Here is a 24,278-nt window from a genome sequence, read left to right on the forward strand (position 1 = left end):
AGGGTGACCGCGCAATGAGACCGTCGGGCTAGGGTGACCGCGTCTACGTGTTGTGGAGCTTGCGCGGATCGATGCCGGTCCGCTCCCACGCCTCGTGGGCCCACGGGACGTAGAGCGCCTTGACTGGCAGCTTGTTGATCAGCGGGTTGATCTTGCGCATGAACGCCGCGAAACGGTCGAAGTTGCGCTGGTCGCGGTCGCTCCACTCCAACTCGCAGACGTCGCGCATCTGTTGCGGCAGGGTTCCGACGATCACGACGTGGAGGGCGCTGTTCAGCGGTGCGGACGCGATCCGCCACACCGGCTTCGGCATCCATTTCGGCCCGGGGACGCCCTTTCGGAGATAACCGGTCGCGTACGTAATGGTCCGCGTCGGGACGAAGCGGTCGAGCATCGAGTCCCAGTACTCACAGAACTCCTCGTACGTCTGCGGTTGGCTGCGGGCCGAGACGCCGTACAGCTGGTACCAGACCTTGCTCTCTTCGAATATCTGCACCTTCTCGGCGTAGGTGAGTCTGCGAATGAACGTATCGGTGATGTACAGGACCTGGTCGACGAACGTCGCGTGCGCCCAGTAGAACAGTTCGGGGTTGAGCGCGTGGTACCGCGAGCCGTCGCTGATGGTGCCTTTGATGCCGCGGTGGAAGTCGCGGACTCGGTGGCCCCACTGGTGGGGGTTGTCGGAGTACACCGTGCGCATGATCGGTGGGCCGGAGCGCTTCGCACGGCCGAGGAAGTCGCTGAAGATGATCGAGTGGTCTTCTACGCCTTGCGCGAGCTGTTCGATGCAGTTCTCGGTGCCGGCCAGTCGTTGGAACCCGAGGAGTCCTCGGCTGTCGCCGTAAAACTTCCACACCAACGAGTCGGCCCCGAGTCGCAGGTCGAGCGAATCGACGTCGACGTCGTCGACGACGGCGGGTTCCGCCTCGCGGACGTGCTCGTCGAAATCCGTAGTTGAGGTCATGGCGACAGCGTAACCTGACTTTGGAACAAAATGAAGACTTTGTGCCAACCTCGACACTGTCTCGGGTCGAGCCATGACGAACTACCCTGGCGCCATGGTCTTCTCGCAGCCGTCAGGAAAGAACAAACAGTCGCCGTTCGGTACGTCCGACGACCGGCGAGACGCGAAGGCGACGTTCCGCCTCAAGCCGAAGGACGCGCCGCCGCCTGCGATGCCGACCGCCGACGATCTGATCGCGGCCTCACGTGTGGTCGCATTGCCGATGCGCACCGCGTTCCGCGGCATCACCGTCCGTGAGGCGATGATCTTCTCCGGTCCGGCGGGGTGGGGCGAGTTCGCGCCGTTCGCTGAGTACGACGACGCCGAGTCGCGCGTGTGGCTCGCCGCAGGGATTGAGGCCGCCTATCTCGGCACGCCCGATCCGGTGCGCGACGTCGTCGACGTCAACGCCACGGTCCCCGCGGTGCCTGCCGACGACGTCGCTGAGATCATCGGTCGATACCCGGGTGTGCGGACCGTGAAGGTGAAGGTCGCCGAGCCCGGACAGTCGTTGGCCGACGACGTCGACCGGGTCGCGGCGGCACGCGAACTCGTTCCGACGGTGCGGATCGACGCGAACGGCGCGTGGGGCGTCGAGGAGGCGATCGAAGCGATCGCCGCGATCGGCGACGTCGAATACGTCGAGCAGCCCTGCCGCACCGTCGACGAGTTGGCCCAGGTTCGTCGAGCCGTGACGGTCCCGATCGCCGCCGACGAGTCGATCCGTCGCTCGACCGATCCGATGCGGGTCGCGCGGGCCGACGCGGCCGACATCGCGGTGCTCAAGGTCGCACCGCTCGGCGGAATGCGGGCTCTACTCAAGGTCGCGGCTCGGCTGCCGATGGACGTCGTCGTCTCCAGCGCCCTCGACACGGCGGTCGGCATGTCCGCGGGGGTCGCCGCGGCGGCGGCGCTGCCGGGACTGCACCGCGCGTGCGGGTTGGGGACCGGTGCGATGTTCGGTCGCGACGTGGCCGCCCCGTTCGCCGTCGTCGACGGTCGAGTCGAGTTCCGCAGCATCGTCCCGGCGAACGACCTGCCGCTCGCTTCGGCCGAGCGCACTCAGTGGTGGCATGACCGGCTGCGTCGGTGCCACTCGCTGCTCGTTGGCGGGTGAGGATCGGCGAGAGGAGATCGGGACTAGAAACAAATCGACAAATCTGTTCCAATGAGTATGGGCGATGTCACTGTGGGCGTCGCACGAAGGTTGGGAGAGAAGCGATGACCGACATCCTCGCGAGGCCGGAGGCCGGCAGCGAACTGCGGCCGATTCCGATGAGCGATCGTAACGGCGTCCTCGAAGTGCTGAGCATGCGGCGGGACCCGTTCAAGTTCGCCGACGAGAAGCTGGTGCGCTACGGGAACGTCATGGGCCTCAACGCACTCGGTGTCCGAATGGTGACTGCGGCAGGCCCGGCGGCGGCCAGCGAGATCCTGATGAACAAAGAGAAGGCGTTCGCCAACGCGCCGGCCTGGAGCTACTTCATCGGCCCGTTCTTCAATCGCGGCGTCATGCTCCTGGACTTCGACGAGCACCGCCACCACCGCCACATCCTGCAAGCCGCGTTCACGCCGAAGGTCCTCAAGGGCTACATGGACGAGATGCAGCCGATGATCGCCGACCGCATGCAGCGGTTCCCGACCGGTGACGTCCGGATGTTCACCGAGCTCAAGCAGATCACCCTGGACGTCGCCCTCGAAGTGTTCCTCGGCCTCGAACTGCCCGAGGCCGAAGCCGACCGCATCAACAAGGCGTTCATCGACACCGTCCGCGCAGGCGTCGCCTTCGTGCGCAAACCGGTGCCCGGCGGCCGGTGGTGGAAGGGTCTGCGCGGTCGCAAGATCCTCGAAGAATTCTTCTACGAGCACATCGCGGACAAGCGCGCGACGGCCACACCCGACCTCTTCTCGGTGCTGTGCCACGCGGAGAGCGACGACGGGCACACGTTCACCGACGAAGACGTCGTCAACCACATGATCTTCGTTCTCATGGCGGCGCACGACACGTCGACCATCACCATGACGCAGATGGCCTACCACATGGCCACACATCCCGAATGGCAGCAGCGTGCGCGCGAGCAGGCGTTCGAGTTCGGCGAGAGCCTCACGTACGAGGACCTCGGCTCGATGGACGTCATCGACCTCGTGATGCGCGAGTCGCTACGACTGTGCCCGCCAGTCCCCGCCCAGCCGCGGATGGCGATCAGGGACACCCAGGTGCAGGGCTTCTTCATCCCGAAGGACACCATGGTCGTCGTGCCACAGATGTCGAATCACCGCGATCCCGAGATCTATTCTCACCCGAACATGTTCGACCCCGAGCGGTTCTCGGCCGACCGGGCTGAGGACAAGGCGCACCGGATGGCGTGGATGCCGTTTGGTGGCGGCGTCCACAAGTGCATCGGCCTGTACTTCGGCCAGATGGAGATCAAGACGATCATGCACCACCTGCTGCGCAATTACGAGTGGACGGTGCCCGCGGGCTACGAGATGCCGATGGATTACAGCGCACTGCCAGTTCCGAAGGACAAGCTGCCCGTGCAGGTCCGGCGCCGCTCATGACCGCCGGGACCTCACGGAAGGCTAGGGTCACGTCATCGCCGCCCGCGCAGGAAGCGGCGATCCTGGCCGCTGCCGCGAACGAGTTCTCGACGGTCGGCGCACGCCGCGCCAACATAGACGAGGTCGCGAAGGCGGCAGGGGTCAGCCGTTCGACGCTGTACCGGCGATTTCCGAACAAAGACAGCCTGCTGTTGGCTGTCGCCAACGACGCCTTCGAGCAGGGCCTGGCCCGGCTCGAGGACGCCACCGCAGGCCTCGGCCCGTCCGAGGCCGTCGTCGCGGCGTTCACCGCGGGCGCCGAGATGGTTCACACCGATCCGCTGTTGCGTCGCATGGTGCTCGAAGACGTCGAACTGCGTACCATCACCGCGGCTACCATGAGCGGTCTGTTCATCGAGATGGTGACCGCCAGGGTCGGTGGGACGCTGCGCCGGGCCGGCGCCGAGATGCCCGACGACGATCTGCTGCAAGCCGTCGAACTGCATGTGCGCCTGGTCATCTCGTTCCTCGAAGTCCCCAACACGGAACCCGAGAAACAGACTGTCGAGTACGCGGCGCACCTCGCGGCCACCTACCTCGCGCCGATGATCTACTGACCCTCGCACTGCTGACCACCCCGCCTGCTCGACAAGGAGCTCCATGTCTATTCTCGATCGGTTCTCGTCCGAACACCGTCTGGCGCAGACACGCGCAGGCGTCTCCGGCAAGGTCGTCGCCATCACCGGTGGCGCGCGCGGTATCGGATTCGAGATCGCTGAACAGGTGCTCGCCGCGGGCGGCCTGGTCGCACTCGGCGACATCGACGGTGACGCCGTCGGAAAAGCGGCCGCCGACCTCGGTGTGGAGGGCGCCGAACTCGACGTCACCGACGCCGCGTCGTTCGAGAGATTCCTCGACGTCGTCGAAGAGCGAGTCGGGCCGATTGACGTCCTCGTCAACAACGCCGGGATCATGCCCGTCGGTTCGTTCCTCGACTACGATGAGGCGCTGATCCGCAGCACCATCGAGATCGACTTCCTCGGCGTGATCCTCGGTACCCGCGCAGCCGCACGCAGGATGGTTACGCGCGGTGGCGGCCAGGTCGTCAACATCGCATCCGTCGCCGGCCGTCTCGCCGCGCCCGGACTGTCGGTGTACAACGGTGCGAAGTCCGGGGTCATCGAATTCTCCGAGACCCTCGACTTCGAGCTCGCGCCGCACGGCGTCAGCGTCTCGGCGGTCCTCCCGTCGTTCACCAAGACCGGGCTCGTCACGGGCCTCAAGACCAACGCGTTCGTCAAGACCGTCGACACCGACATCGTCGGCCGCGAAGTCTTGACGACGATCGCCACGCGGCGGACGCGCGCGATGGCACCCGCCTCGCTCCGCTGGGTCGACATGATGCCGATGACGCCGATCGGGTTGAAGCGTCGACTGGCGAAGTTCGCCAAGACGGACACGATCTTCCTGCACGCCGATCAGTCGGCGCGCGCCGACTACAGCAAGCGGATCGGTCAGGTGAGTCATTCCGATTAGTGTTGCTCGCATGCCGTCCGACCGCCATCTCGCAGCCTTGCGTGCCGCCCGCGTCGAACGTCGGACTCGTCGGGGCGAGCTCGACACCGTCCTGAGTGAGCAGCGACGCTCGTCGTCAGGTGGGCCGACTCGGGGCAGTCGTCGTTCTCTACCGATCGTGTTCGCCGTCCTCTCCGTCGTGCTGGCAGGTGTCGCGGTGTGGCAGTACCTGGTTGCGCCGCATCACTATTCGGACGCTGAATACGTATCCGCGACCACCGACCGTGTTCGCCTCCTCGTGGAGGCGGACAGCGACGATCAGGGACGCGCCGAACGCATTTTGTCGGGGGCGACCGGCGCGTTCCATGATTCGTTCGCACAGTCGGCCGATGCGTACACCCAGTTCGTGGCATCCGCGGAGACGAGCGGTGCCGGCTCGGTGGACGGGGTCGGGCTCGCACGACGGGAAGGAGACTCCGCGTTGATGCTCGTGGCCGCGAGCGTGCGGGTGGCGACGTCGACTGGCCAGGACGAAGCGCCTGCGGCGTTCCGCATGCGCGTGTTGATGACGCCCGAGGACGGCGAACTGAAGATCGCCGCGGTGGAGGTGCTCGGGTGAGGGGTCGACTCGAACGGCCGGTCACCCGGATCACGTTGATCGGCGTGGTCGTCGCATTCGTCGTACTGGTGGGTGTGTTCGCCGTGTGCGTCGTCGGTGTGGATCACCGCTCGGACGCGCGGGCCGCGGCCGCCGCCCGTGACACAGTGTCCGAGGAGGCCGCCGACGCCGTCGCGGCCGTCTTTTCGGTGTCGGAGAAGACCTGGCGGCAGGATCGGCAGAAGGCGACGACGTACCTCGCCGAGCCTATGTCGACGTCACTGGCGTCCGCCTTGGCGGGCGGCCCGGCAGCTGGCGTCGTCTCCGTCGACTGGGAGCCGCAGCATGCGGCGACCGTCGACGTCGACGCAGACACGGCTACCGTGATCGTCGTCGCACGCGTGACGGTGACCCCGCGCGGCAAACCGCCGCAGACGGCGAACCGCACCGTGCAGACGAGTCTGCGATGCGTCGACGGCCGATGGATGGTCACGGGAATGGACGAGTTGAAATGACCGAGCCGACGCGGGTACGGAAAGCCCGTGAGCAGTACGACGACGCCGTCCGCGCGGAACGTCTCGCCCGGATCGCGGCGGCCCCCGAGTTGCGCGCGCGGGCCCGTCGCCTGCGCGCCGCGCTCCGGCTGGCGGCGGTGGCCGCGGTCGTGGTCGCGGTCGTCGCGCTCGGCGTCGGACTGTGGGGGTTCTTCTCAGCCGACGACCTGAACGCCGATGCAGCTGCCACCGATGCCGCCGTCGCCGATGCGACGTCGGCCGTCACGACGATGCTGACGCCCGACCCGGCCGACGCGTCGGGATACGTCGACGCGATCAGCGGGGACAGCACCGGCGAACAGCGGCAACGGTTCGACTCCGGGCGCGACGCCCTCGTCGGGTACGTGAGTGGGCTCGAGGTCCGACCAGACGGTCGCGTGGTGTCCGCGGGAGTCGAATCGGCGTCCGACGACTCGGTCAACGTCCTGGTTGTCGCGCAGACCACGGACCCGAGCCTGGTCGGCGACACGTCAGGAGACACCAGAGTGACCGTCCGAGTACGGATGACACCCGGCGACGACAGCTGGCTCGTCTCCGACACGGAGGTGCTCTCGTGACGCGCCGTGCGCTCTGGACAGTGGTGGGCGCGTGCGCGCTGATCGTCGCTGTGGTCTTCGGCCTCCTGGCGGCGAACGCGCACCGCGAGCTCGCAGGCCCGGATATCGCGCCTGCGGAAGCGGCGGCGGCAGCGGTCGGGAAGCTGATGACGTTCGCACCGGACGACACGGCGGACGAGCGCCGCCGAGCCGAGGAATCGCTGACCGGTGTGCTCGCCGCCGACTACGCGCTGCGGGGACCGGACGTCGTCTTCCCGTCGGCGGTCGCGTCCGAGGCGACGATGACCGTCGACGTCACCGACGCCGCGACCGTCGAGCGCGCCGACCGGTCGGCCCGGGTACTGGTGTTCGCCCAGCAGACCGTCGCCGTTGGCGCGCATACGGATCCATCGCACGTGGGTATTGCACGGTGGGCGTGGATGACTAGAGTCGAAGGTCATTGGTTGTTGGCTCGGCTCACCCCGGTGTCTCCGCAGTGATCGGCGATCACCGGTCGGCTGCGCGGACAGGTGCGGTGTGAAGCGAGCCTCGAGTATCGAGACCCTAAGGACACACCTGTGAATGACCCCATTGTGATCGTTGGCGCAGGGCTGGGCGGCGTGCGCCTCGCCGAGAACCTGCGCAACGGTGGACACACGGGCGGCATCGTGCTGCTCGGGCAGGAGACGCATCCGCCGTACGATCGTCCGCCGCTGTCCAAGAGTGTCGTGACCGGGCACAGCGAGCGCGTGGATCTCAAACCCGCCGAGTTCTACACCGAGCAGGACATCGATCTGCGGACCGGGACACGTGTCGTCGCAGTGAACCCTGACGCGCACACCGTGACCGTCGAGCGCGGCGGGCAGCGCAGCGACGTCGCCTACGGGACGCTCGTGCTGGCGACCGGCCTCGTCGCGCGCCGATTCCCGGGCCTCGCCGACGACGTGTCCGGCGTGCACGTGATCCGGACGATCGAAGACGCGCTCGCGTTGCGGGAAGCTGCCGGGACGGCGAAGCACGCCGCGGTGATCGGCGCCGGGTTCATCGGCTGCGAGGTAGCGGCCAGCCTGCGTGAACACGATGTTCCGGTCACCCTCATCGAGCCCACGCCGACGCCTCTGGCCGTGGCGATCGGTGCGCGGATGGGACAGATGGTGACGCGGCTGCACGTCGAGGCCGACGTCGACCTGCGCACGGGTATTGGTGTGGATGAGATCGTTGTCGAGGACGGAGCGGCATCGGCGGTAGTGCTCTCGGATGGGTCGCGAGTGGACGCCGACGTCGTAGTCGTGGGCATCGGCGGGTACCCCGAACTGGGTTATCTAGATGGCTCCGGCATCGAACTCGCGCCCCGGTCCTCGGGCGGCGGAATCGCATGCAACGGTGTCGGACGGACGAGTGTGCCCGACGTCTATGCCCTCGGCGACGCCGCGAACTGGGCCGACGCACACGGTGATCATCACCGTGTCGAGCACTGGAATCATGTCGTCGACCACGCCGCTCTCGTCGCAGCCGAACTGCTCGGCCACGCGATCACCCATCAGAGCGTCCCGTACTTCTGGAGCGATCAGTTCGGCCTCAAGATCCAGATGCTCGGGTCGCCGCACCCCGACGACGAGGTGCACGTCGTCGACGACGACGGACGCAAGTTCCTGGCGTACTACAGTCGCGACGGTGTGCTCACCGGTGTGATCGGTGCGGGCCGGGTCGGGAAGCTGATGAAGACGCGGCAGTACCTGCAGACGCCGACGCCCGTGTCGGCGCTGTTGGACCAGTGAATGCTCGACGACACGGCTTCGGCCGCTGACATCCTCGCTGTACTCGTCGAACTCGGTGATCCGGTCCGTGCCGCAGGCGCGTGCCGCTTCTTCAAGACGGGGCCCGGCGAGTACGCCGAGGGCGACGAGTTCGTCGGCGTCCGTGTGCCGGAGCTACGGAAGCTCGCGCGCGGACTGCGGGGGCTGCCCGGCGATGTGCTCGCCGAACTCGTGTCGAACCCGCTGCACGAGGCCAGACAGCTCGCATTGTTGACGTTGGGCGTCAACTTCGCCGCTCGCGGATCCGATCGCGCCCACTGGGTCAACGTCTACCGCGACGCTGTGCGGTCGGGCCACGTCGACAACTGGGATCTCGTCGACTGCTCGGCCGAGCCGATCCTGGGCGCGTTCCTCGTCGACGCCGACGACTACTCCGAGCTGCTCGACTGGGCGTCGTCGGACGATCTGTGGGAGCGCCGAGTGGGGATCATCGGCGCCTTCGCGTTCATTCGGGTCGGGCGGTCCGACGCGATCCTCGCCGTCGCGCCGTCTGTCATCGACGACCGCCGCGACCTGATTCAGAAGGCGTTCGGATGGATGCTGCGGGAAACCGGGAAGCGCGTCGACCGCGCCGTCCTCACCGACTACCTCGACGCGCATGCGGCACGGATGGGCCGCACGGCGCTGTCGTACGCAGCCGAACATCTGACGTCCGACGAACGGTCGCGGTACCGCGCGATGCATTGAACCGGATCACGCGCTGGGAGTGCGGTCCGTCTCCCGCTCGGGTGCGCCGCGTCGGACGAGCAGCGCCAGGACGATCATCGGGATCTGCATGGGCAGACGGGCCCACGCGATCGACTTGAGGAGCGGGCTCTTGTCTACCCAGAGCCGGATCATGTTGACGTTCGCCGGGAACACTGCGACGAACAGGGCTGCGGCGAGCCCGGCCGCGGTGCGGCGCGTTCGAGGAACGACGACGGCGGCGCCGATGCTGACCTCGGCGACACCCGACGCGTACGTCCAGAACCGCTTCGGGCCGGGTATCTCCTCGGGAACGATCGAGTCGAACGCCTTCGGCGCGACGAAATGAAGGACGCCGGGAACCAGGAGAATGCCGGACAGGATGCGCGCCAGACGATCATGAAGCATGGGGTCGAGTCTAGCCGGGTGTCGAATGCGGTGACTTAGTTCGCCTGCGGCACGGGTGGTATGCGACGCAGGGCGCGATGCCCGAGGTCGTGCGTGCTGAGGTCCGGTGGGGTACTGAGTTGAGCGTCCGCACTCCGCCTACACGGCGTATGGGTCTCGCCGACCGATCGGCTGCACGTTCGTGGGAATGCCGCGACGGCTCGTGCCCACCCGACGTGGTGTCGGCGGGTCTCCTGCGGCGATGCGTGCGCTCGGTTCGCGTTTCCGACAGAGTTGTGTCTGATTTAGGGGGATCTGGGCCGAGAATCGGACACGACTGCGTCAGAAAAACCGGGATCAGAATTCGATGCGCAGCTTGTCCGACGTCGGACGCGCCTGGCAGCCGAGGATGTAGCCGTCCTCGATGTCGTCAGGATCGAGGGCTCCGGTGACCTCCATGTCGACGGTCCCCTCGACGAGCGTGCACGCGCACGAACCGCACTCGCCCTCCTTGCACGAGTACGGGGCGTCGAGTCCCGCGTCGAGCATGATGTCGACGAGGGTCCGCGATCGTGGCCACGACATCTGGTGCGTCTCACCGTCGAGTTCCACCTCCACCTCGGCGGCGGCCGCGGCCTCCTCCTCGCTCACCTCGCCGAGTTCGACGTCCTCGAACGGGTCGCCGGCCAGGGAGTTGTAGATCTCGGTGTGCACGTTGTGGTGGTCGAACTTCGCCTTGTGCAGGCCAGCGTGCACCGCGTCCATGAACGGGCCAGGACCGCAGACGTACGCGGTATGCGTACGCGCCATGGGGGCGAACACGGTGGCCAGCTTTTTCTCCGTGGGCAGGCCCTGAATCGTCTCGATCCAGTGAACCACCGTGAGGCGGCCGGGATGGCGGTCCTGGAGGTCACGCAGTTCCGCGGCGAAGATGACGTCGTTCTCGCTGCGGTTCGCGTAGAAGAATGTGACCGGACCGGTGCCGTCGGCGATTGCGGTCTTCAAGATCGACATCACCGGTGTGACGCCCGAACCCGCGGCAATGAGCAGCATGGGTGCATGGATGTTGGACGGCGTGAACACGCCCGACGGCGGGAGCGCCTCGATCTGGACGCCTGCTGCGAGGTGGTCGCAGATCCAGTTGGAGCCGTACCCGTCCGGTGTCCGCTTGACCGTCACCTTCGGCAGGCTGTCGTGTCTGACGGCTGAGGACAGCGAGTAGCAGCGGGCCACTGAGCCGGTCTGGTCGCTCGGGATGCGGAGCGTCAAGAACTGGCCGGGCAGATAGTCGACGAACTTGTCGGTGTGGGTGTCCGGGATGTCGAAGACGATGCTGCGCGCATCGGCGGTCTCGTCGATCACCTCGGAGACGGTGAGGATCGCGCTGCGCGTGCTGTGCGGGGTCAGGTCGGTCATTCGTGCGCTCTCTGGTGCGAGGACATCCGACGCGGAGCCGGAACTAGAACGTGTTCTAGATTAGGATATCAGCGCTTGAGATTCTGTCATAGGCGCTGTTCCGGCAGAGGCTCTGTTCCGGTCAGGGGGAGCGGCGGGTGTGCGGCTCGCTCGCGGTCAGTGGGCCGCCAGTGAACCCACGCCGTCGACCAGGGTTCGTCCGCCGGACTGTAGGAGTTCGGTCAGGTCGGAGGCTGGGTCGAGCAGCCATTGATCGTAGGCGGCGAGCGCGGTGCCGAGCGTCATCCAGGCGATGGTCTGGGGGAGGTGGTCGCCGGCTTGTAGGCCGAGGCGGGCGGCGGAGTGCTCGGCGATCACCTGCCGCCAGTCGGCGTACATGATCATCGAATGCGCCTGCAGTGCCGGGACTCCCAGCAGTAGCGCCATACGACTCCGGTGCTGCTCGATCATCTCCTCCGGGACCTCGTTGAACTGAACGAGTGCGCGTGTGAGGCTCTCGCCGAGCTGGACGTCGTCTGGGGTCTCGGCGAGGAGGCTGTGCAGGCCGCGAAGGTGCTCGTCGAACTCGCCCCACGCGAGCGAGTTCTTCGACGGGTAATAGCGGAACAGTGTGCGACGGGCGATTCCGGCCGCGGCGGCGATGTCGTCGACGCTCGTCTCGTCGAACCCCTGTGTCGTGAATAACTCGATGGCCACCGCGCTGAGACGTCCGCGAGTGGTAGCTGCGGGTCGTCCACCGAGCGGCCCGGTGCGCGATGCGGTCACTCGCGGCTCCTTTCTCACATCTGTTGTCGCTGGTCGAGATGCTACGCGTGACGAATTCTTGGGAAACACTAGCAATTATGCACTCGGTGCCATTACGGTGTGTTGTGAACCACAAGTATCTACCTCAGGAGGTTGGTTCACATGGCCGAACAGGCAGCCCAGACTCACGACGAGCTCGTCGCGGAGTCGCTGGTGGAGGAAGTGTCCATCGACGGGATGTGCGGCGTCTACTGATGACGACTGCAACGACCATCGCCTCCGGCGACCGCTCTGCGGTCGCCGGTGGCGAGCCGCACCCGCCCGTCCAACCCGCCTTCGACCCGGCAGCCGCCTGGACGCTCAACCCCAAAGTGGCGTTGCGTCCGGAACCGTTCGGTGCGCTGCTCTACCACTTCGGAACACGCAAGCTGTCGTTCCTCAAGAACCTGACCGTCGTCGGTATCGTCCGCGACCTCGCCGAGCATTCCAGTGCTGACGATGCGCTCGCCGCCTCAGGTGTCACCGACGACACTCGCCCGCTGTACGTACAAGCGCTGACCGCGCTCTGTGAGTCGGGCATGATCATCCCCGCCGACCCAGGAGTGAACTCGTGACCACCGTCGAATCCCCGGTCATGCCGTCGATGACCCCGCCGCTAGGCCTCGAACCTCAGCCGACTTCGCCGCCGAAGGTCGGGCGCCTCGTCGACCAGTTCGAGAAGGGGCTCGACGCGCCCATCTGCCTGACCTGGGAGCTCACGTACGCGTGCAACTTGTCGTGTGTGCACTGCCTGTCGAGTTCGGGCAAGCGGGACCCGCGTGAGCTGAGCACCGAGCAGTGCAAGGCGATCATCGACGAGCTGCAGCGCATGCAGGTCTTCTACGTGAACATCGGCGGTGGCGAACCGACGGTCCGCCCGGACTTCTGGGAACTCGTCGACTACGCGACGGATCACCAGGTGGGCGTCAAGTTCTCGACCAATGGCCTCCGGATCACGCCGGACGTCGCCGACCGGCTCGCCGCCTCGGACTACGTCGACGTGCAGATCTCGTTGGACGGTGCGACCGCCGAGGTCAATGACGCGGTCCGCGGCCCGGGTTCGTTCGACATGGCGGTGCGCGCACTCGAGAACCTGTCGAACGCAGGCTTCGCCGACGCCAAGATCAGCGTCGTCATGACGCGCGAGAATGTCTCCCAGCTGGACGAATTCAAAGCTCTCGCCGACAAGTACGGTGCGACGCTGCGCATCACCCGCCTGCGTCCGTCCGGCCGCGGCGCCGATGTGTGGGACGATCTGCATCCGCTTCCCGAGCAGCAGCGCGAACTCTACGACTGGCTCGTCGCGCACGGCGACAATGTGCTGACCGGCGACTCGTTCTTTCATCTGGCCGCATTCTCGGAGTCGGGCGGGAGCGGTCTGCCCGGCCTCAACCTGTGCGGGGCCGGTCGTGTGGTGTGCCTGATCGATCCGATCGGTGACGTGTACGCGTGTCCGTTCGCGATCCACGAGAACTTCCTCGCGGGCAACATCACCACCACCGAGGGCGGCTTCCAGGAGATCTGGCAGCGCAGTGACCTGTTCACCGAACTCCGTGAACCGCAGAACGCAGGCGCGTGCACCAAGTGTCAGCACTTCGACGCCTGCCGTGGAGGTTGCATGGCAGCCAAGTTCTTCACCGGTCTGCCGCTCGCCGGCCCAGACCCCGAGTGTGTGCAGGGCTTCGGCGAAGAACTCCTCGCAGGCGACCGGAGCAAGCCGACCGCCAACAAGGATCACTCGCGTGGAGTTCCGCTCACACTGATGACCCGTCCGCCGTCCCGCGACTGCGACGAGAATCCGCTGGCCGGCTTCGCGCCGACCGCCGCGAGTGGCTGCTCGTCCACCAACTGCTGCTGAGCAGACCCTTCTGCTGATCGACCGTCCCGACGGATCGAGCGGAGTCGAGATCGGCGACTTCGCTCGATCGACGCCGCACGCTCGCTCATCACTTCGATAACGAAAGAATATTCACTCATGTCCAAGATGTCCGAACTCGCTGAGAAGAATCCGTGGCGTCGTAACCCGTGGTTCGAGACCGTCGGCGAGGCACAGAAGCGTGCCCGTAAGCGGCTGCCGAAGACCGTCTACTCGTCGCTGGTGGCAGGTACTCAAGCCGGTATCACCGTCAACGACAACATGAATGCGTTCACCGAACTCGGGTTCGCCCCGCACGTCATCGGCACCACGCCGGAACGGAATCTGGCGACGACGGTGATGGGGCAGGAGCTTCCGTTTCCTGTGATGATCTCGCCGACCGGTGTGCAGGCCGTTGACCCCGACGGCGAAGTCGCAGTCGCTCGCGCCGCCGCCAACCGCGGCACTGCGATGGGCTTGTCGAGTTTCGCGTCGAAGCCGGTCGAAGAGGTCACCGCCGTCAACGACAAGACGTTCTTTCAGATTTACTGGCTCGGCAGCCGAGAGGACATTCTGGCTCGAGCGCAGCGTGCGAAGGACGCCGGCTGCAAAGGGCTGATCGTCACCACCGACTGGGTGTTCAACGTCGGACGCGACTGGGGTAGCCCGGAGATCCCGGAGAAGGTCGATCTCGCCGCGGTCGCGAAGCTGGCCCCGGAGATGATCACCAAGCCGAAGTATGCGTTGAGCTGGTTCCGCGACGGCAAGCTCCTCATCCCCGACCTGACCGCGCCGAACATCGCGCACCCGGACCAGGCGGGCCCGACGTTCTTCGACGTGTACGGCCAGTGGATGAACACCCCGCCGCCCACCTGGGAGGACCTGCAGTGGCTGCGCGAGCAGTGGGACGGCGAGTTCATGGTCAAGGGCATCACCCGCATGGACGATGCCAAGCGCGCACGTGACATCGGAGCCACCGCGATCTCGGTGTCGAACCACGGCGGCAACAACCTCGACGGCACCCCGGCCACGATTCGCGTCCTCGGGCCGATCGCCGACGAGCTCGGAAACGATCTCGACGTCCTACTCGACGGTGGCATCCGACGCGGAAGCGATGTCGCCAAGGCCCTAGCGCTCGGCGCGAAGGCTGTCATGATCGGCCGCGCCTACCTGTGGGGCCTGGCCGCCAATGGGCAGGCCGGAGTCGAGAACGTTCTCGATCTGATGCGGATGGGCCTCGACTCGACGCTCATGGGCATCGGCAAGAACGACGTCGCCGACCTCACGCGCGACGACCTCATCATCCCGGAAGGGTTCGAACGAATCTTCGGCGGCTGACACCGCAGCATTCAAACTGCGGCACCCAAACTTCGGCACTTTCTTTCGGCTGTGCGCCGAAAGAAAGTGCCGAAGTCGTAGCAGGGTTCACAGCGCTTCCAGTTGTCGCCTCAATTCGACGCGATAGCGTTCCACGTTCGCGGTCTTGATGCTCTCGTAGCCACGGACCATGTCGGGCAGGTCGGCGACAGCGGTCGCCGCGGCCACGCGTTCGGGTGACGGATACGTCCCGAGTGCGGCGAGTAACTCGTCCACCGCGCTGCGGTATTCGTCGATCAACGCCCGCTCCATCCGGCGCACCTCGGCCCGGCCGAACGGGTCGAGGCGGGTCCCGCGAAGACGCTTCATCTTCGCCAGCGTGTGTAGAGCCGGATCGGCCCACGCACCCAGCGAGATCTTCTTCTTCATGCCCATCTCACGGAGCATCGGCGGGTGCAGTCGGACGGCGACCGTCGCGTCGTCGCCGAACTCCTCGGCGATCGTCGCGGCGAACGCGGCGTCGTCGGTGAGACGAGCCACCTCGTACTCGTCCTTGTACGCCATCAGCTTGTACAGGTTCCGAGCGACTGCGGCCGTCAGGTCGTCGCCATGACCTGCGTCGTGGACACGCCTCACCACCGACAACCAGGTTCTCGCATACGTCTCGCTCTGGTAGGCGATCAGCTCGTCGTAGCGGCGCTCGACGACGGTGGATAGCTCGTCGCCGCGGCCCTTCAGGCTCGATGCGGCGCGTTCGGCTGCCGTGCTCGGCGCGTACGTCGGCACAGGTGCGCGGACCGACGCGACGGCGACGACGACCTCGCCAGGGGCGGCGACGGCCTGGCGTCCCCGCCGGAACGCCTGCACGTTGGCGTCGACAGCGACTCCGTTCAGCTCGATCGCCCGCTCGATCGACTCTGCCGACAGCAGCAGCGAACCGGTCTGGAACGCGGCGCCCACCATCAGCGTGTTCGCGTACTGCTCGTCGTCGAACAGATCATCGGAGAGTTCACCCGCGTTCAGGTACACCGATCGGGCGACGTGGTCGTCGATGGCGGACCGGACCGCGAGGGCTTCGGGGAACGTCACCGACGTGTCGATCACCATCGAGCCGGTCGGCACCGCCGTCGTCGACACGACGGCGACTGTCTTCGCGGTCGACGCGACCTTCAAGTTCACCGGGTCGGCTCCGACGAGCTGGTCGCATGCGAGGTAGACGTCGCAGTCTCCGGAGGCGACCTTGGCGGCCTGCTCGACCGGCTCGGACGACACCTTGATGTCGCTGACCACGGCACCGCCCTTCTGTGCGAGGCCGGTCATGTCGACGGTACGCGCGGAGAGTCCGTCGAGCGTCGCGGCGGTGGCAAGGATCTGCGACACCGTCACCACGCCCGTGCCGCCGATTCCGGTGACGCGGATGGTGAAATCGCTGCTCGACGTCGATGTGCGGGTGGGGGCGGCGACATCCGAAGCGGCGATCGGCGCGACGCGGCCGCGTGCCCGGCTCGTCCCCGGCGTGACGGTGACGAACGCGGGACAGTCGCCGTCCAGGCACGAGAAGTCGAGGTTGCACGAACTCTGGTCGATCTGGGTCTTGCGGCCGAACTCGGTCTGTACGGGGTGCACGGACAGACAATTCGACTTCGCGCCGCAGTCGCCGCAGCCTTCGCAGATCCGCTCGTTGATCATCACCCGCTGTTTCGGCGTCGCGAACTGGCTGTTCGAGTCGTCGCCACCGCGACGGCGCTTACGGCGCTTCTCGGCGGCGCAGTGCTGGTCGTGGACGAGGACTGTCACGCCCGCGGCCGCGGCGAGTTCGCGTTGCACGTCGATCATGTCGTCGCGGTGGCGCACCTCGACCCCCGCGGGTAGGCCGAGCGCCTTGGTGCGCGACGGATCGTCAGACGTGACGACCACCTTCGCGACCCGCTCGGCCTGCAACAACGCGAGCATCTGGGGGAGGCTCATCTGGCCGACCGGATCCTGGCCGCCGGTCATCGCGACGGTGCCGTTGAACAGCAGTTTGTAGGTGATGTTCTCTCCAGACGCGACGGCCGCGCGCAGCGCGAGCGACCCCGAGTGCATGAACGTGCCGTCACCGATGTTCTGCACGAAGTGCTTCTCGTCGATGAACGGGGCCATGCCGAGCCACTGCGCGCCCTCGCCGCCCATCTGGGTGACGCCTGCGACGTCGCCGACTTGCTCGGGTTCCATCAGCAGCACCATGGCATGGCAGCCGATCCCTGCTCCGACGATGGTCTTGGTGTCTTCCGGCACCTTCGTGGATCGGTTGTGCGGACACCCGGAACAGAAGTATGGGGTGCGGACCGCGAGCGGCAGCAGAATGCGGTCGCGAGTGGCGTTCTTCTTGTCCAGCCATCGCCGCGCCGACTCCACGCCGTGGCAGGTCGCCAGCCGGTTCGCGAGACCGCGCGAGACGGCGTCGACATCGAGTTCCCCGAATCGGGAGAACAGCGTGGAGCCGTCCTCGTTGTCCTTGCCGACGATCGCTGGGGCGTCGCCTCGGCGGAAAAGGATGTCGCGCATCATCGTCTCGATGAAGTCACGCTTCTCCTCGACCACGATCACCTCGTCGAGGCCTGCGATGAACCGGTCGAGGACGCTCCGCTCGATCGGGTACACCATGCCGAGTTTGAGGATGCGGATTCCGAGGCGTCCGAGGTCATCGTCGGTGATGCCGATCAGCCGCAGCGATTCGCGGACGTCCAAATAGGTTTTGCCTGCGGCGACGATCCCGACCCGGTCGTCTCCGGTCGACGCGGTGATCCGGTTGAGGCCATTGAGCCGGGCGTACTCGGTAGCACGAGGCAATCGTGTGGTGAGCTGATTCTGTTCGAGTTCCATGAGACTTGGGCCGAGGAGTCGGCCGGACGGCACGTGTGGACTGGTGCCGAGGCCGCCGTAGTCGACGGCGAATCGATCGAGGTCGACGACGGCGGTGGACGCTCCGTCGGCGACATGCGCAGAGATCTTCAACGACGTCCACAGTCCTGACACCCGGCTCATCAGCGCGGCGTGGACGCCGAAGTCGAGGATGTCGGCGCTGTCGGCGGGGTAGAGGATCGGCATGTACAGGTCGGCCAACGCCATCTCGGACGCGCACGAGATCGTCGAACTCTTGGCGCCGGGATCGTCGCCGACGAGCGCGACGGCTCCGCCTGCCGGGTGGGTGCCGACCATGTTCGCGTGGCGCAGCGCGTCGGTTGCGCGGTCGAGGCCCGGCGCCTTGCCGTACCAGTACCCGACCACGCCGTCGCGAACGACGCCGGACGCATCGGCCGACAGGGTGCCGACTCTGGCGGCGAGCTGCGAACCCATGACGGACGTGGCCCCGATTTCTTCGTTGAGCCCGGGGCGGTGCGTGATGTCCCACGGGGCGAGGAGTGCGGTGCGTCGACCGATCTCCAGGTCGTACCCGGCGAGCGGCGAGCCCTCGTAGCCGGAGATGAACGATCCCGTCCGGAGGCCGTTCCGGCGGTCGATGACCGCCCGGTCGCGGACCATGCGGACCAGGGCCTGGATGCCGGTCAAGTAGATGCTTCCCGCCTCGCGCGTGTAGCGGTCGTCAAGGGAGAAGGGGGCGGGAGCGGTCCGTGAATCGGAGCGTGTCCGGGCACGGTCGTCTGCGACGGTCATGGGTTCACCAGGCCTTTGCGTATCGGCTGCGACCGGCGTCCGGGGTGCTGGAGGCGCGGGCTCAGCATGTGTGTGGCCGCGAAGGGTGTGCGGCCTGTACCTCACGATAACGGACTCTGTGATCGCCGTCACGGTCGGTGGAACAATCGGGGGCAAGCCCTGGCGTCCGCGCCGGGTGTCGCGTACCTTCTAGTTCAGTTAATGACCAATAACCGAAAGGGTGGGCATGGTCTCCGATCACGAGGTCTCGACGAAGTCGGTCCCGAACACGGCAGGCGAACCCGGCCCGCACGGGCATCGCGAGCACGTCGCGCGGCTGCGCGAACGACTGTCCGTCGCCGCCCAAGGCGGCGGTATCAAGGCTCGCGACCGGCACGTCGGGCGCGGCAAGCTGCTGGTCCGGGACCGGATCGACGCGCTCATCGACCCGGGCACCGCGTTCCTGGAGGTGGCGCCGCTCGCCGCATTCGAAATGTACGACGGCAAGGCCCCCAGCGCGGGAGTCGTCGCGGGTATCGGACGGATCCACGGGCGCGAATGCATGATCGTCGCCAACGACGCGACGGTCTCCGGGGGCACCTATTACCCGGTCACGGTCAAGAAGCATCTGCGCGCTCAGGAAATCGCCGCCGACAACCGCCTGCCGTGCATCTATCTCGTCGACTCGGGTGGGGCGATGCTCCTCAACCAGGACGAGGTGTTCCCCGATCGAGACCACTTCGGGCGCATCTTCTACAACCAGGCGACGATGAGCGCTGCAGGGATCCCGCAGATCTCCGCGGTGCTCGGATCGTCGACCGCAGGCGGAGCGTACGTCCCTGCGATGAGCGACGAGAACGTGATCGTCCGCAACCAGGGCACCATTTTCCTCGCGGGTCCGCCGCTGGTGAAGGCGGCGACCGGCGAAGACGTGAGTGCCGAAGACCTCGGCGGCGGCACCATGCACAGTTCAGTCTCCGGGGTCACCGACCACCTCGTCGACAACGACGAGCAGGCGCTGGCCAAGGTCCGCGAGATCGTGAAGACGTTCGGTCCGCGCGTTGCCGCGCAGTGGGAGACGTCGCCGACCGTGGCGCCGAAGCGTGCGCAGACCGACTTGTACGACGTGGTCCCCACCGATCCGAAGGTCCCGTACGACGTCCGGGAAGTGATCGGGATCCTCGCCGACGGCGGCGAGTTCTCCGAGTTCAAAGCGAACTACGGGACGACGCTGGTGACGGCGTTCGCGATGGTGCACGGACACCCGGTCGGGTTCATCGCCAACAACGGTGTGCTGTTCAGCGAGTCGGCGCTCAAAGGCGCGCATTTCATCGAACTGTGCGATCAGCGCCGAATCCCGCTGATCTTCCTGCAGAACATCACCGGCTTCATGGTCGGACGTGAGTACGAGCAGGGCGGGATCGCCAAGAACGGCGCCAAGATGGTCAACGCGGTCGCCTGCGCATCGGTCCCCAAACTGACCGTGATGATCGGCGGTTCGTTCGGTGCGGGCAACTACTCGATGTGCGGTCGCGCCTACTCGCCGCGATTTCTCTGGTCGTGGCCCAACGCGCGCATCTCGGTGATGGGCGGACCGCAGGCCGCCGACACGCTCGCAACGGTTCGCCGAGCGGGCATCGAACGGTCGGGCGGAGAGTGGTCGATCGACGACGAAGAACAGTTCAAGGCACCAATCCGCGAACAGTTCGAGCGACAGTCGGACGCCTACTACTCGACGGCGCGACTCTGGGACGACGGGATCATCGACCCCGCCGACACCCGTACCGTCCTCGGCCTCGCTCTCGAAGCATGCCGCCACTCGCCGCTGCCGCAGCCCGGCTACGGCGTCTTCCGGATGTGATCGTGAAGATGCGAGAGACCAGATCGATCGACCAGCCGCACAGGGCTCGCTCGCTCCGCGAGCGGAAAGGACGCCTCCAGTGAAGACCATCCGTAAAGTTCTCGTGGCCAACCGCGGCGAGATCGCTGTTCGCGTCATCGACACGCTCGACGCGATGGGCATCGAATCGGTGGCCGTCTACTCCGACGCCGACGTCGACGCGCCGCACGTGCTCGCCGCGGGCGAAGCCGTCCGCCTCGGCCCCGCGCAGGCATCGCTGAGCTATCTCGACATCGAGAAGGTGATCGCCGCCGCGAAGGCGACCGGGGCGGACGCAGTCCACCCCGGATACGGTTTCCTGTCGGAGAACCAGGCGTTCGCCGCCGCGCTCGCCGATGCCGACATCGTGTTCGTCGGCCCGCCGCAGGAATCGATCGCGACGATGGGCGACAAGATCACCGCACGCGCCGCGGTCACCGCCCGGGGTGTGCCCGTCGTCCCCGGACTGTCCCGTCCCGGACTGACCGACGAGGACCTCGTCGCGGCCGCGCCGGACATCGGCTTCCCGGTCCTGATCAAGCCGAGTGCGGGTGGCGGCGGTAAGGGGATGCACCGCGTCGACGACCTCGCCGAGCTGCCCGAAGCGCTCGCGACCGCGCGCCGCGAGGCATCAGCCGCATTCGGCGACGACTCGCTGTTCCTCGAACACTTCGTCCTCACCCCGCGGCACATTGAGGTGCAGGTTCTCGCCGACACGCACGGCAACGTCGTGCACCTCGGCGAACGGGAGTGTTCGCTGCAGCGACGCCACCAGAAGGTCATCGAAGAGGCTCCGTCGGCACTGCTCGACGAGGCGACCCGCGCCCGTATCGGTCAGGCGGCCTGCGACGCCGCCCGCAGCGTCGGCTATACGGGGGCGGGCACCGTCGAGTTCATCGTGTCCGCGGTCGCGCCCGAGGACTTCTTCTTCATGGAGATGAATACCCGCCTGCAGGTGGAGCATCCGGTCACCGAACTGGTCACCGGCCTCGACCTCGTCGAACAGCAGGTGCGCATTGCGCGCGGCGAGGAACTCGCGTTCGGCCAGGACGACGTGACCCTCGCCGGACACGCGATGGAGGCGCGCGTGTACGCCGAAGACCCGGCCGCCGGGTTCCTACCGACCGGCGGTGAGATCACCGACCTCGTCTGGCCTGCCGGATCGGATCGGGCGACGCCCACCCGGTCGGTGCGCATCGACGCCGGTGTCCACGCGGGCAGCGTCGTCGGCAGCGACTACGACCCGATGCTCGCGAAGGTCATCGTGCACGGCGCCGACCGCGACGAGGCCGTGTACCGGCTCGACGAGGCGCTGGCGCAGACCCGCCTGATCGGCGTCGTCACCAACATCGACTTCTGTCGGCACGTCCTCGCCCAGCCCGCCGTGCAGTCTGCGGACCTCGACACCGAACTGCTCGACCGGCTCGTCGTCGACTACACCGCACCGATCCCGCCGCCCGAAGCGCTCACCGCGGCCGCGCTCGGCGTCCTCGACCTGGGCACACCCGACGACCTGTGGTCGAGTGCGCTGGGCTTCCGGATCGGCGCTCCGTCGCCGTATGTGTCGCGGCTGTCGGTCGACGGAAACCACCACACGGTGACGGCCGCTCTGCGGTCGGCTCCGGACGCGCGGTCCCTCGACGCCGACGTCACCGTCTCGTCGGACGGTCAGTCGTGGAGTGCGCACGTCGTCGTCGCGCCCCGCCCCGACGGTTCGATCGGACTCTCCGCTGACGGAGTGCAGCAGCGGTGGACGGTCCGCGCGGACGTCGACGGTCGACGATGGGTCGCAGGAAACGCCGGAACATGGCAGGTCACACCACTCAAATCCCTCACCGACGCTGACGCCGACGACGCCGTGGGAGACGTGGTCAGCCCCATGCCGGGGACCGTCGTCGCAGTCCCCGGCGTCGACGGCGACACTGTGCAGGCAGGCGCGCCGCTCGTCGTCGTCGAAGCCATGAAGATGGAGCACACGCTTCGCGCGCCGGTCGACGGCGTCGCCACCGTCTCGGTGCGCGTCGGCGACAAGGTGGCCGCCGCGGCGCTGCTCGCCCACGTCGCAGCCGCTGACGAGAACTCGAACTGACCCCGCCGATCTCTGCAAGGATTCGAACATGGAATTGACCCAGGAATACTCCGACCTCGTCGACAGCGTGCGCGACTTCGCGCAAGGCGTCGTCGCCCCGGTCTCGGCCCGACATGACCGGGACAAGACGTTCCCGTACGAGGTGGTCGACCAGATGGGCCAGATGGGCCTGTTCGGTCTGCCGTTCTCCGAAGAGTTCGGCGGAATGGGCGGCGACTACTTCGCCCTCGCACTCGCGTTGGAAGAGCTCGGGAAGGTCGACCAGTCGGTCGCCATCACCCTCGAGGCCGGAGTGAGTCTCGGCGCGATGCCGATCTATCGGTTCGGCACGCGCGAACAGAAGGAACGCTGGCTTCCCGACCTCTTGCAGGCCAAGCGGCTCGCCGGCTTCGGGCTCACCGAACCCGGGGCCGGATCGGATGCGGGAGCCACCGCGACCACCGCCCGCGAAGACGGCGACGAGTACGTCATCAACGGCGCCAAACAATTCATCACGAACTCGGGCACCGACATCACCTCACTGGTGACGGTCACCGCCGTCACCGGCGAGAAGCCGGGCGGAGGCAAGGAGATCTCCACGATCATCGTGCCGTCGGGCACCCCGGGATTCGTCGCCGAGCCCGCATACGACAAGGTCGGCTGGCACGCCTCCGACACCCACCCGTTGAGCTTCACCGACGCTCGCGTGCCGCAGGAGAACCTCCTCGGCGAGCGTGGCCGCGGCTACGCGAACTTCCTGGCGATCCTCGACGAGGGGCGCATCGCGATCGCCGGGCTGGCGACCGGTGTCGCGCAGGGCTGCGTCGACGAGTGCGTCAAGTACGCGAGCGAACGTCGATCGTTCGGCAAACCCATCGCCGAATACCAGTCGGTGTCGTTCGCGATCGCTCGGATGGAGACACGGGCCCACGTCGCCCGGATGGCCTACTACGACGCTGCGGCAAAGATGCTCGCCGGAAAGCCCTTCAAGAAGGAGGCGTCCATCGCCAAGTTGGTGTCCAGCGAGGCGGCGATGGACAACGCACGGATGGCCACCCAGATCCACGGCGGGTACGGATTCATGAACGAGTACCTCGTGTCCCGACACTATCGGGACTCCAAGATCCTCGAGGTCGGTGAAGGCACCACCGAGGTGCAACTGATGCTCATCGCCCGTTCGTTGGGACTGCCCTCATGACCGGTGACGCCAAGCGCATAACGCAGCGTGGCCTCTGGTTCGAGGAGTTCGAGATCGGAGCCGTCTACGCGCACAGTCCCGGCCGCACCGTCACCGAAGCGGACAACGTCCTCTTCACGACGTTGACCATGAACACGCAGGCGCTCCACCTCGATGCCGCATGGTCGGCCGAGCAGCCGGGCTTCGGGGGCCAGCGGCTCATCAACTCGATGTTCACGTTGTCGACGATCGTCGGTCTGTCGGTGTCGCAGCTGACTCAGGGGACGCTCGTGGCGAACCTCGGATTCAGCGACATCGCATTCCCGTCGCCCCTGTTCGCCGGCGACACCCTGTACGCGGAGACCGAGTGCACCGGCAAGCGGGCCTCGTCGTCGCGGCCGGGAGAGGGCATCGTGAATATCACGCACATCGGCCGGAACCAGGACGGTGTGATCGTTGCCAAAGCGTCGCGCGCGACGCTCGTCCGACTCGCTCCCGAGGAGAACTGACAC

The 24,278-nt window shown here is 66.7% G+C and carries 23 protein-coding genes; 18 read left to right on the forward strand and 5 right to left on the reverse strand.

Features of this window, described 5'->3' with window-relative positions; translation table 11 throughout:
* Window positions 1–43 precede the first annotated feature (43 nt).
* On the reverse strand, window positions 44–964 hold the full coding sequence (locus tag L5G33_RS15075; RefSeq protein ID WP_236999007.1) for an oxygenase MpaB family protein: 921 nt from the start codon (window positions 962–964) through the stop codon (window positions 44–46).
* Between the two features lie 211 nt (window positions 965–1,175).
* Between L5G33_RS15075 and L5G33_RS15080 the strand changes: the two genes are divergently transcribed.
* The 10 genes from L5G33_RS15080 (at window position 1,176) to L5G33_RS15125 (ending at window position 9,251) form a co-directional block, all read left to right on the forward strand.
* Window positions 1,176–2,120 carry an o-succinylbenzoate synthase gene (locus tag L5G33_RS15080; RefSeq protein WP_236999165.1) on the forward strand — a complete coding sequence of 315 codons (945 nt, stop codon included), beginning with the start codon at window positions 1,176–1,178 and terminating at the stop codon, window positions 2,118–2,120.
* 104 nt (window positions 2,121–2,224) lie between these two features.
* Window positions 2,225–3,565 carry a cytochrome P450 gene (locus L5G33_RS15085; protein WP_236999008.1) on the forward strand — a complete coding sequence of 447 codons (1,341 nt, stop codon included), beginning with the start codon at window positions 2,225–2,227 and terminating at the stop codon, window positions 3,563–3,565.
* Window positions 3,562–4,161 carry a TetR/AcrR family transcriptional regulator gene (locus L5G33_RS15090; protein ID WP_236999009.1) on the forward strand — a complete coding sequence of 200 codons (600 nt, stop codon included), beginning with the start codon at window positions 3,562–3,564 and terminating at the stop codon, window positions 4,159–4,161. The genes L5G33_RS15085 and L5G33_RS15090 overlap by 4 nt, the downstream gene beginning before the upstream one ends.
* A gap of 43 nt (window positions 4,162–4,204) precedes the next feature.
* The gene (locus L5G33_RS15095; RefSeq protein WP_236999010.1) at window positions 4,205–5,080 is read left to right on the forward strand and encodes an SDR family oxidoreductase; all 876 of its coding nucleotides are present in this window, start codon (window positions 4,205–4,207) and stop codon (window positions 5,078–5,080) included.
* A 10-nt stretch (window positions 5,081–5,090) separates the two neighbouring features.
* Window positions 5,091–5,678 carry an Rv1363c family protein gene (locus tag L5G33_RS15100; RefSeq protein ID WP_236999011.1) on the forward strand — a complete coding sequence of 196 codons (588 nt, stop codon included), beginning with the start codon at window positions 5,091–5,093 and terminating at the stop codon, window positions 5,676–5,678.
* Window positions 5,675–6,172: a hypothetical protein gene (locus L5G33_RS15105; RefSeq protein WP_236999012.1), complete on the forward strand. Its 498-nt coding sequence runs from the start codon at window positions 5,675–5,677 to the stop codon at window positions 6,170–6,172. Before L5G33_RS15100 ends, L5G33_RS15105 begins: the two co-directional genes overlap by 4 nt.
* The gene (locus L5G33_RS15110) at window positions 6,169–6,768 is read left to right on the forward strand and encodes an Rv1363c family protein (protein WP_236999013.1); all 600 of its coding nucleotides are present in this window, start codon (window positions 6,169–6,171) and stop codon (window positions 6,766–6,768) included. The genes L5G33_RS15105 and L5G33_RS15110 overlap by 4 nt, the downstream gene beginning before the upstream one ends.
* Window positions 6,765–7,247 (forward strand): hypothetical protein, encoded by a 483-nt coding sequence (locus tag L5G33_RS15115; protein ID WP_236999014.1) that lies wholly within the window; start codon window positions 6,765–6,767, stop codon window positions 7,245–7,247. The genes L5G33_RS15110 and L5G33_RS15115 overlap by 4 nt, the downstream gene beginning before the upstream one ends.
* A gap of 78 nt (window positions 7,248–7,325) precedes the next feature.
* On the forward strand, window positions 7,326–8,525 hold the full coding sequence (locus L5G33_RS15120) for an NAD(P)/FAD-dependent oxidoreductase (RefSeq protein ID WP_236999015.1): 1,200 nt from the start codon (window positions 7,326–7,328) through the stop codon (window positions 8,523–8,525).
* Window positions 8,526–9,251: a DNA alkylation repair protein gene (locus L5G33_RS15125; RefSeq protein WP_236999016.1), complete on the forward strand. Its 726-nt coding sequence runs from the start codon at window positions 8,526–8,528 to the stop codon at window positions 9,249–9,251.
* A gap of 6 nt (window positions 9,252–9,257) precedes the next feature.
* Here L5G33_RS15125 and L5G33_RS15130 read toward each other — a convergent pair whose 3' ends face one another.
* From L5G33_RS15130 to mftR, 3 genes are all read right to left on the reverse strand, one after another.
* Window positions 9,258–9,656: a DoxX family protein gene (locus L5G33_RS15130; RefSeq protein WP_236999017.1), complete on the reverse strand. Its 399-nt coding sequence runs from the start codon at window positions 9,654–9,656 to the stop codon at window positions 9,258–9,260.
* Between the two features lie 336 nt (window positions 9,657–9,992).
* On the reverse strand, window positions 9,993–11,051 hold the full coding sequence (locus tag L5G33_RS15135) for a ferredoxin--NADP reductase (RefSeq protein WP_236999018.1): 1,059 nt from the start codon (window positions 11,049–11,051) through the stop codon (window positions 9,993–9,995).
* 156 nt (window positions 11,052–11,207) lie between these two features.
* Window positions 11,208–11,816: a mycofactocin system transcriptional regulator MftR gene (gene mftR / locus L5G33_RS15140; protein WP_236999019.1), complete on the reverse strand. Its 609-nt coding sequence runs from the start codon at window positions 11,814–11,816 to the stop codon at window positions 11,208–11,210.
* A 141-nt stretch (window positions 11,817–11,957) separates the two neighbouring features.
* Between mftR and mftA the strand changes: the two genes are divergently transcribed.
* The 4 genes from mftA (at window position 11,958) to mftD (ending at window position 15,027) form a co-directional block, all read left to right on the forward strand.
* On the forward strand, window positions 11,958–12,050 hold the full coding sequence (gene mftA / locus L5G33_RS15145) for a mycofactocin precursor MftA (RefSeq protein ID WP_132992091.1): 93 nt from the start codon (window positions 11,958–11,960) through the stop codon (window positions 12,048–12,050).
* Window positions 12,050–12,409 carry a mycofactocin biosynthesis chaperone MftB gene (gene mftB, locus L5G33_RS15150; protein WP_236999020.1) on the forward strand — a complete coding sequence of 120 codons (360 nt, stop codon included), beginning with the start codon at window positions 12,050–12,052 and terminating at the stop codon, window positions 12,407–12,409. The genes mftA and mftB overlap by 1 nt, the downstream gene beginning before the upstream one ends.
* On the forward strand, window positions 12,406–13,692 hold the full coding sequence (gene mftC / locus L5G33_RS15155) for a mycofactocin radical SAM maturase (protein ID WP_372476916.1): 1,287 nt from the start codon (window positions 12,406–12,408) through the stop codon (window positions 13,690–13,692). The genes mftB and mftC overlap by 4 nt, the downstream gene beginning before the upstream one ends.
* Window positions 13,693–13,809: 117 nt before the next feature.
* Complete coding sequence (gene mftD, locus L5G33_RS15160; protein WP_236999021.1) at window positions 13,810–15,027, forward strand: pre-mycofactocin synthase MftD; 1,218 nt, start codon at window positions 13,810–13,812, stop codon at window positions 15,025–15,027.
* A gap of 87 nt (window positions 15,028–15,114) precedes the next feature.
* On the opposite strand, the gene L5G33_RS15165 is transcribed toward mftD, so the two are convergent.
* On the reverse strand, window positions 15,115–18,663 hold the full coding sequence (locus L5G33_RS15165) for an indolepyruvate ferredoxin oxidoreductase family protein (RefSeq protein ID WP_236999022.1): 3,549 nt from the start codon (window positions 18,661–18,663) through the stop codon (window positions 15,115–15,117).
* A 226-nt stretch (window positions 18,664–18,889) separates the two neighbouring features.
* On the opposite strand from L5G33_RS15165, the gene L5G33_RS15170 reads away from it, so the two are divergent.
* From L5G33_RS15170 to L5G33_RS15185, 4 genes are all read left to right on the forward strand, one after another.
* Window positions 18,890–20,503, forward strand: a complete 1,614-nt coding sequence (locus tag L5G33_RS15170) for a carboxyl transferase domain-containing protein (RefSeq protein ID WP_236999023.1) — start codon at window positions 18,890–18,892, stop codon at window positions 20,501–20,503.
* Window positions 20,504–20,582: 79 nt separating this feature from the next.
* On the forward strand, window positions 20,583–22,610 hold the full coding sequence (locus L5G33_RS15175) for an acetyl/propionyl/methylcrotonyl-CoA carboxylase subunit alpha (RefSeq protein WP_236999024.1): 2,028 nt from the start codon (window positions 20,583–20,585) through the stop codon (window positions 22,608–22,610).
* A gap of 28 nt (window positions 22,611–22,638) precedes the next feature.
* Window positions 22,639–23,787, forward strand: a complete 1,149-nt coding sequence (locus tag L5G33_RS15180; RefSeq protein WP_236999025.1) for an acyl-CoA dehydrogenase family protein — start codon at window positions 22,639–22,641, stop codon at window positions 23,785–23,787.
* Window positions 23,784–24,275 carry a MaoC family dehydratase gene (locus L5G33_RS15185; protein ID WP_236999026.1) on the forward strand — a complete coding sequence of 164 codons (492 nt, stop codon included), beginning with the start codon at window positions 23,784–23,786 and terminating at the stop codon, window positions 24,273–24,275. Before L5G33_RS15180 ends, L5G33_RS15185 begins: the two co-directional genes overlap by 4 nt.
* The last annotated feature ends 3 nt before the right edge of the window (window positions 24,276–24,278 follow it).

Origin of the sequence: Gordonia liuliyuniae (assembly GCF_021738805.1) — a bacterium.
Lineage (GTDB): Bacteria > Actinomycetota > Actinomycetes > Mycobacteriales > Mycobacteriaceae > Gordonia > Gordonia liuliyuniae.

What these genes read in the sequence shown, in the direction of transcription:
- L5G33_RS15075 (WP_236999007.1), bottom strand. Translation starts at nt 964, where the DNA reads ATGACCTCAACTACGGATTTCGACGAGCACGTCCGCGAGGCGGAACCC.
- L5G33_RS15080 (WP_236999165.1), top strand. Translation starts at nt 1,176, where the DNA reads ATGCCGACCGCCGACGATCTGATCGCGGCCTCACGTGTGGTCGCATTG.
- L5G33_RS15085 (WP_236999008.1), top strand. Translation starts at nt 2,225, where the DNA reads ATGACCGACATCCTCGCGAGGCCGGAGGCCGGCAGCGAACTGCGGCCG.
- L5G33_RS15090 (WP_236999009.1), top strand. Translation starts at nt 3,562, where the DNA reads ATGACCGCCGGGACCTCACGGAAGGCTAGGGTCACGTCATCGCCGCCC.
- L5G33_RS15095 (WP_236999010.1), top strand. Translation starts at nt 4,205, where the DNA reads ATGTCTATTCTCGATCGGTTCTCGTCCGAACACCGTCTGGCGCAGACA.
- L5G33_RS15100 (WP_236999011.1), top strand. Translation starts at nt 5,091, where the DNA reads ATGCCGTCCGACCGCCATCTCGCAGCCTTGCGTGCCGCCCGCGTCGAA.
- L5G33_RS15110 (WP_236999013.1), top strand. Translation starts at nt 6,169, where the DNA reads ATGACCGAGCCGACGCGGGTACGGAAAGCCCGTGAGCAGTACGACGAC.
- L5G33_RS15125 (WP_236999016.1), top strand. Translation starts at nt 8,526, where the DNA reads ATGCTCGACGACACGGCTTCGGCCGCTGACATCCTCGCTGTACTCGTC.
- L5G33_RS15130 (WP_236999017.1), bottom strand. Translation starts at nt 9,656, where the DNA reads ATGCTTCATGATCGTCTGGCGCGCATCCTGTCCGGCATTCTCCTGGTT.
- L5G33_RS15135 (WP_236999018.1), bottom strand. Translation starts at nt 11,051, where the DNA reads ATGACCGACCTGACCCCGCACAGCACGCGCAGCGCGATCCTCACCGTC.
- mftA (WP_132992091.1), top strand. Translation starts at nt 11,958, where the DNA reads ATGGCCGAACAGGCAGCCCAGACTCACGACGAGCTCGTCGCGGAGTCG.
- mftB (WP_236999020.1), top strand. Translation starts at nt 12,050, where the DNA reads ATGACGACTGCAACGACCATCGCCTCCGGCGACCGCTCTGCGGTCGCC.
- mftD (WP_236999021.1), top strand. Translation starts at nt 13,810, where the DNA reads ATGTCCAAGATGTCCGAACTCGCTGAGAAGAATCCGTGGCGTCGTAAC.
- L5G33_RS15165 (WP_236999022.1), bottom strand. Translation starts at nt 18,663, where the DNA reads ATGACCGTCGCAGACGACCGTGCCCGGACACGCTCCGATTCACGGACC.
- L5G33_RS15170 (WP_236999023.1), top strand. Translation starts at nt 18,890, where the DNA reads ATGGTCTCCGATCACGAGGTCTCGACGAAGTCGGTCCCGAACACGGCA.
- L5G33_RS15180 (WP_236999025.1), top strand. Translation starts at nt 22,639, where the DNA reads ATGGAATTGACCCAGGAATACTCCGACCTCGTCGACAGCGTGCGCGAC.
- L5G33_RS15185 (WP_236999026.1), top strand. Translation starts at nt 23,784, where the DNA reads ATGACCGGTGACGCCAAGCGCATAACGCAGCGTGGCCTCTGGTTCGAG.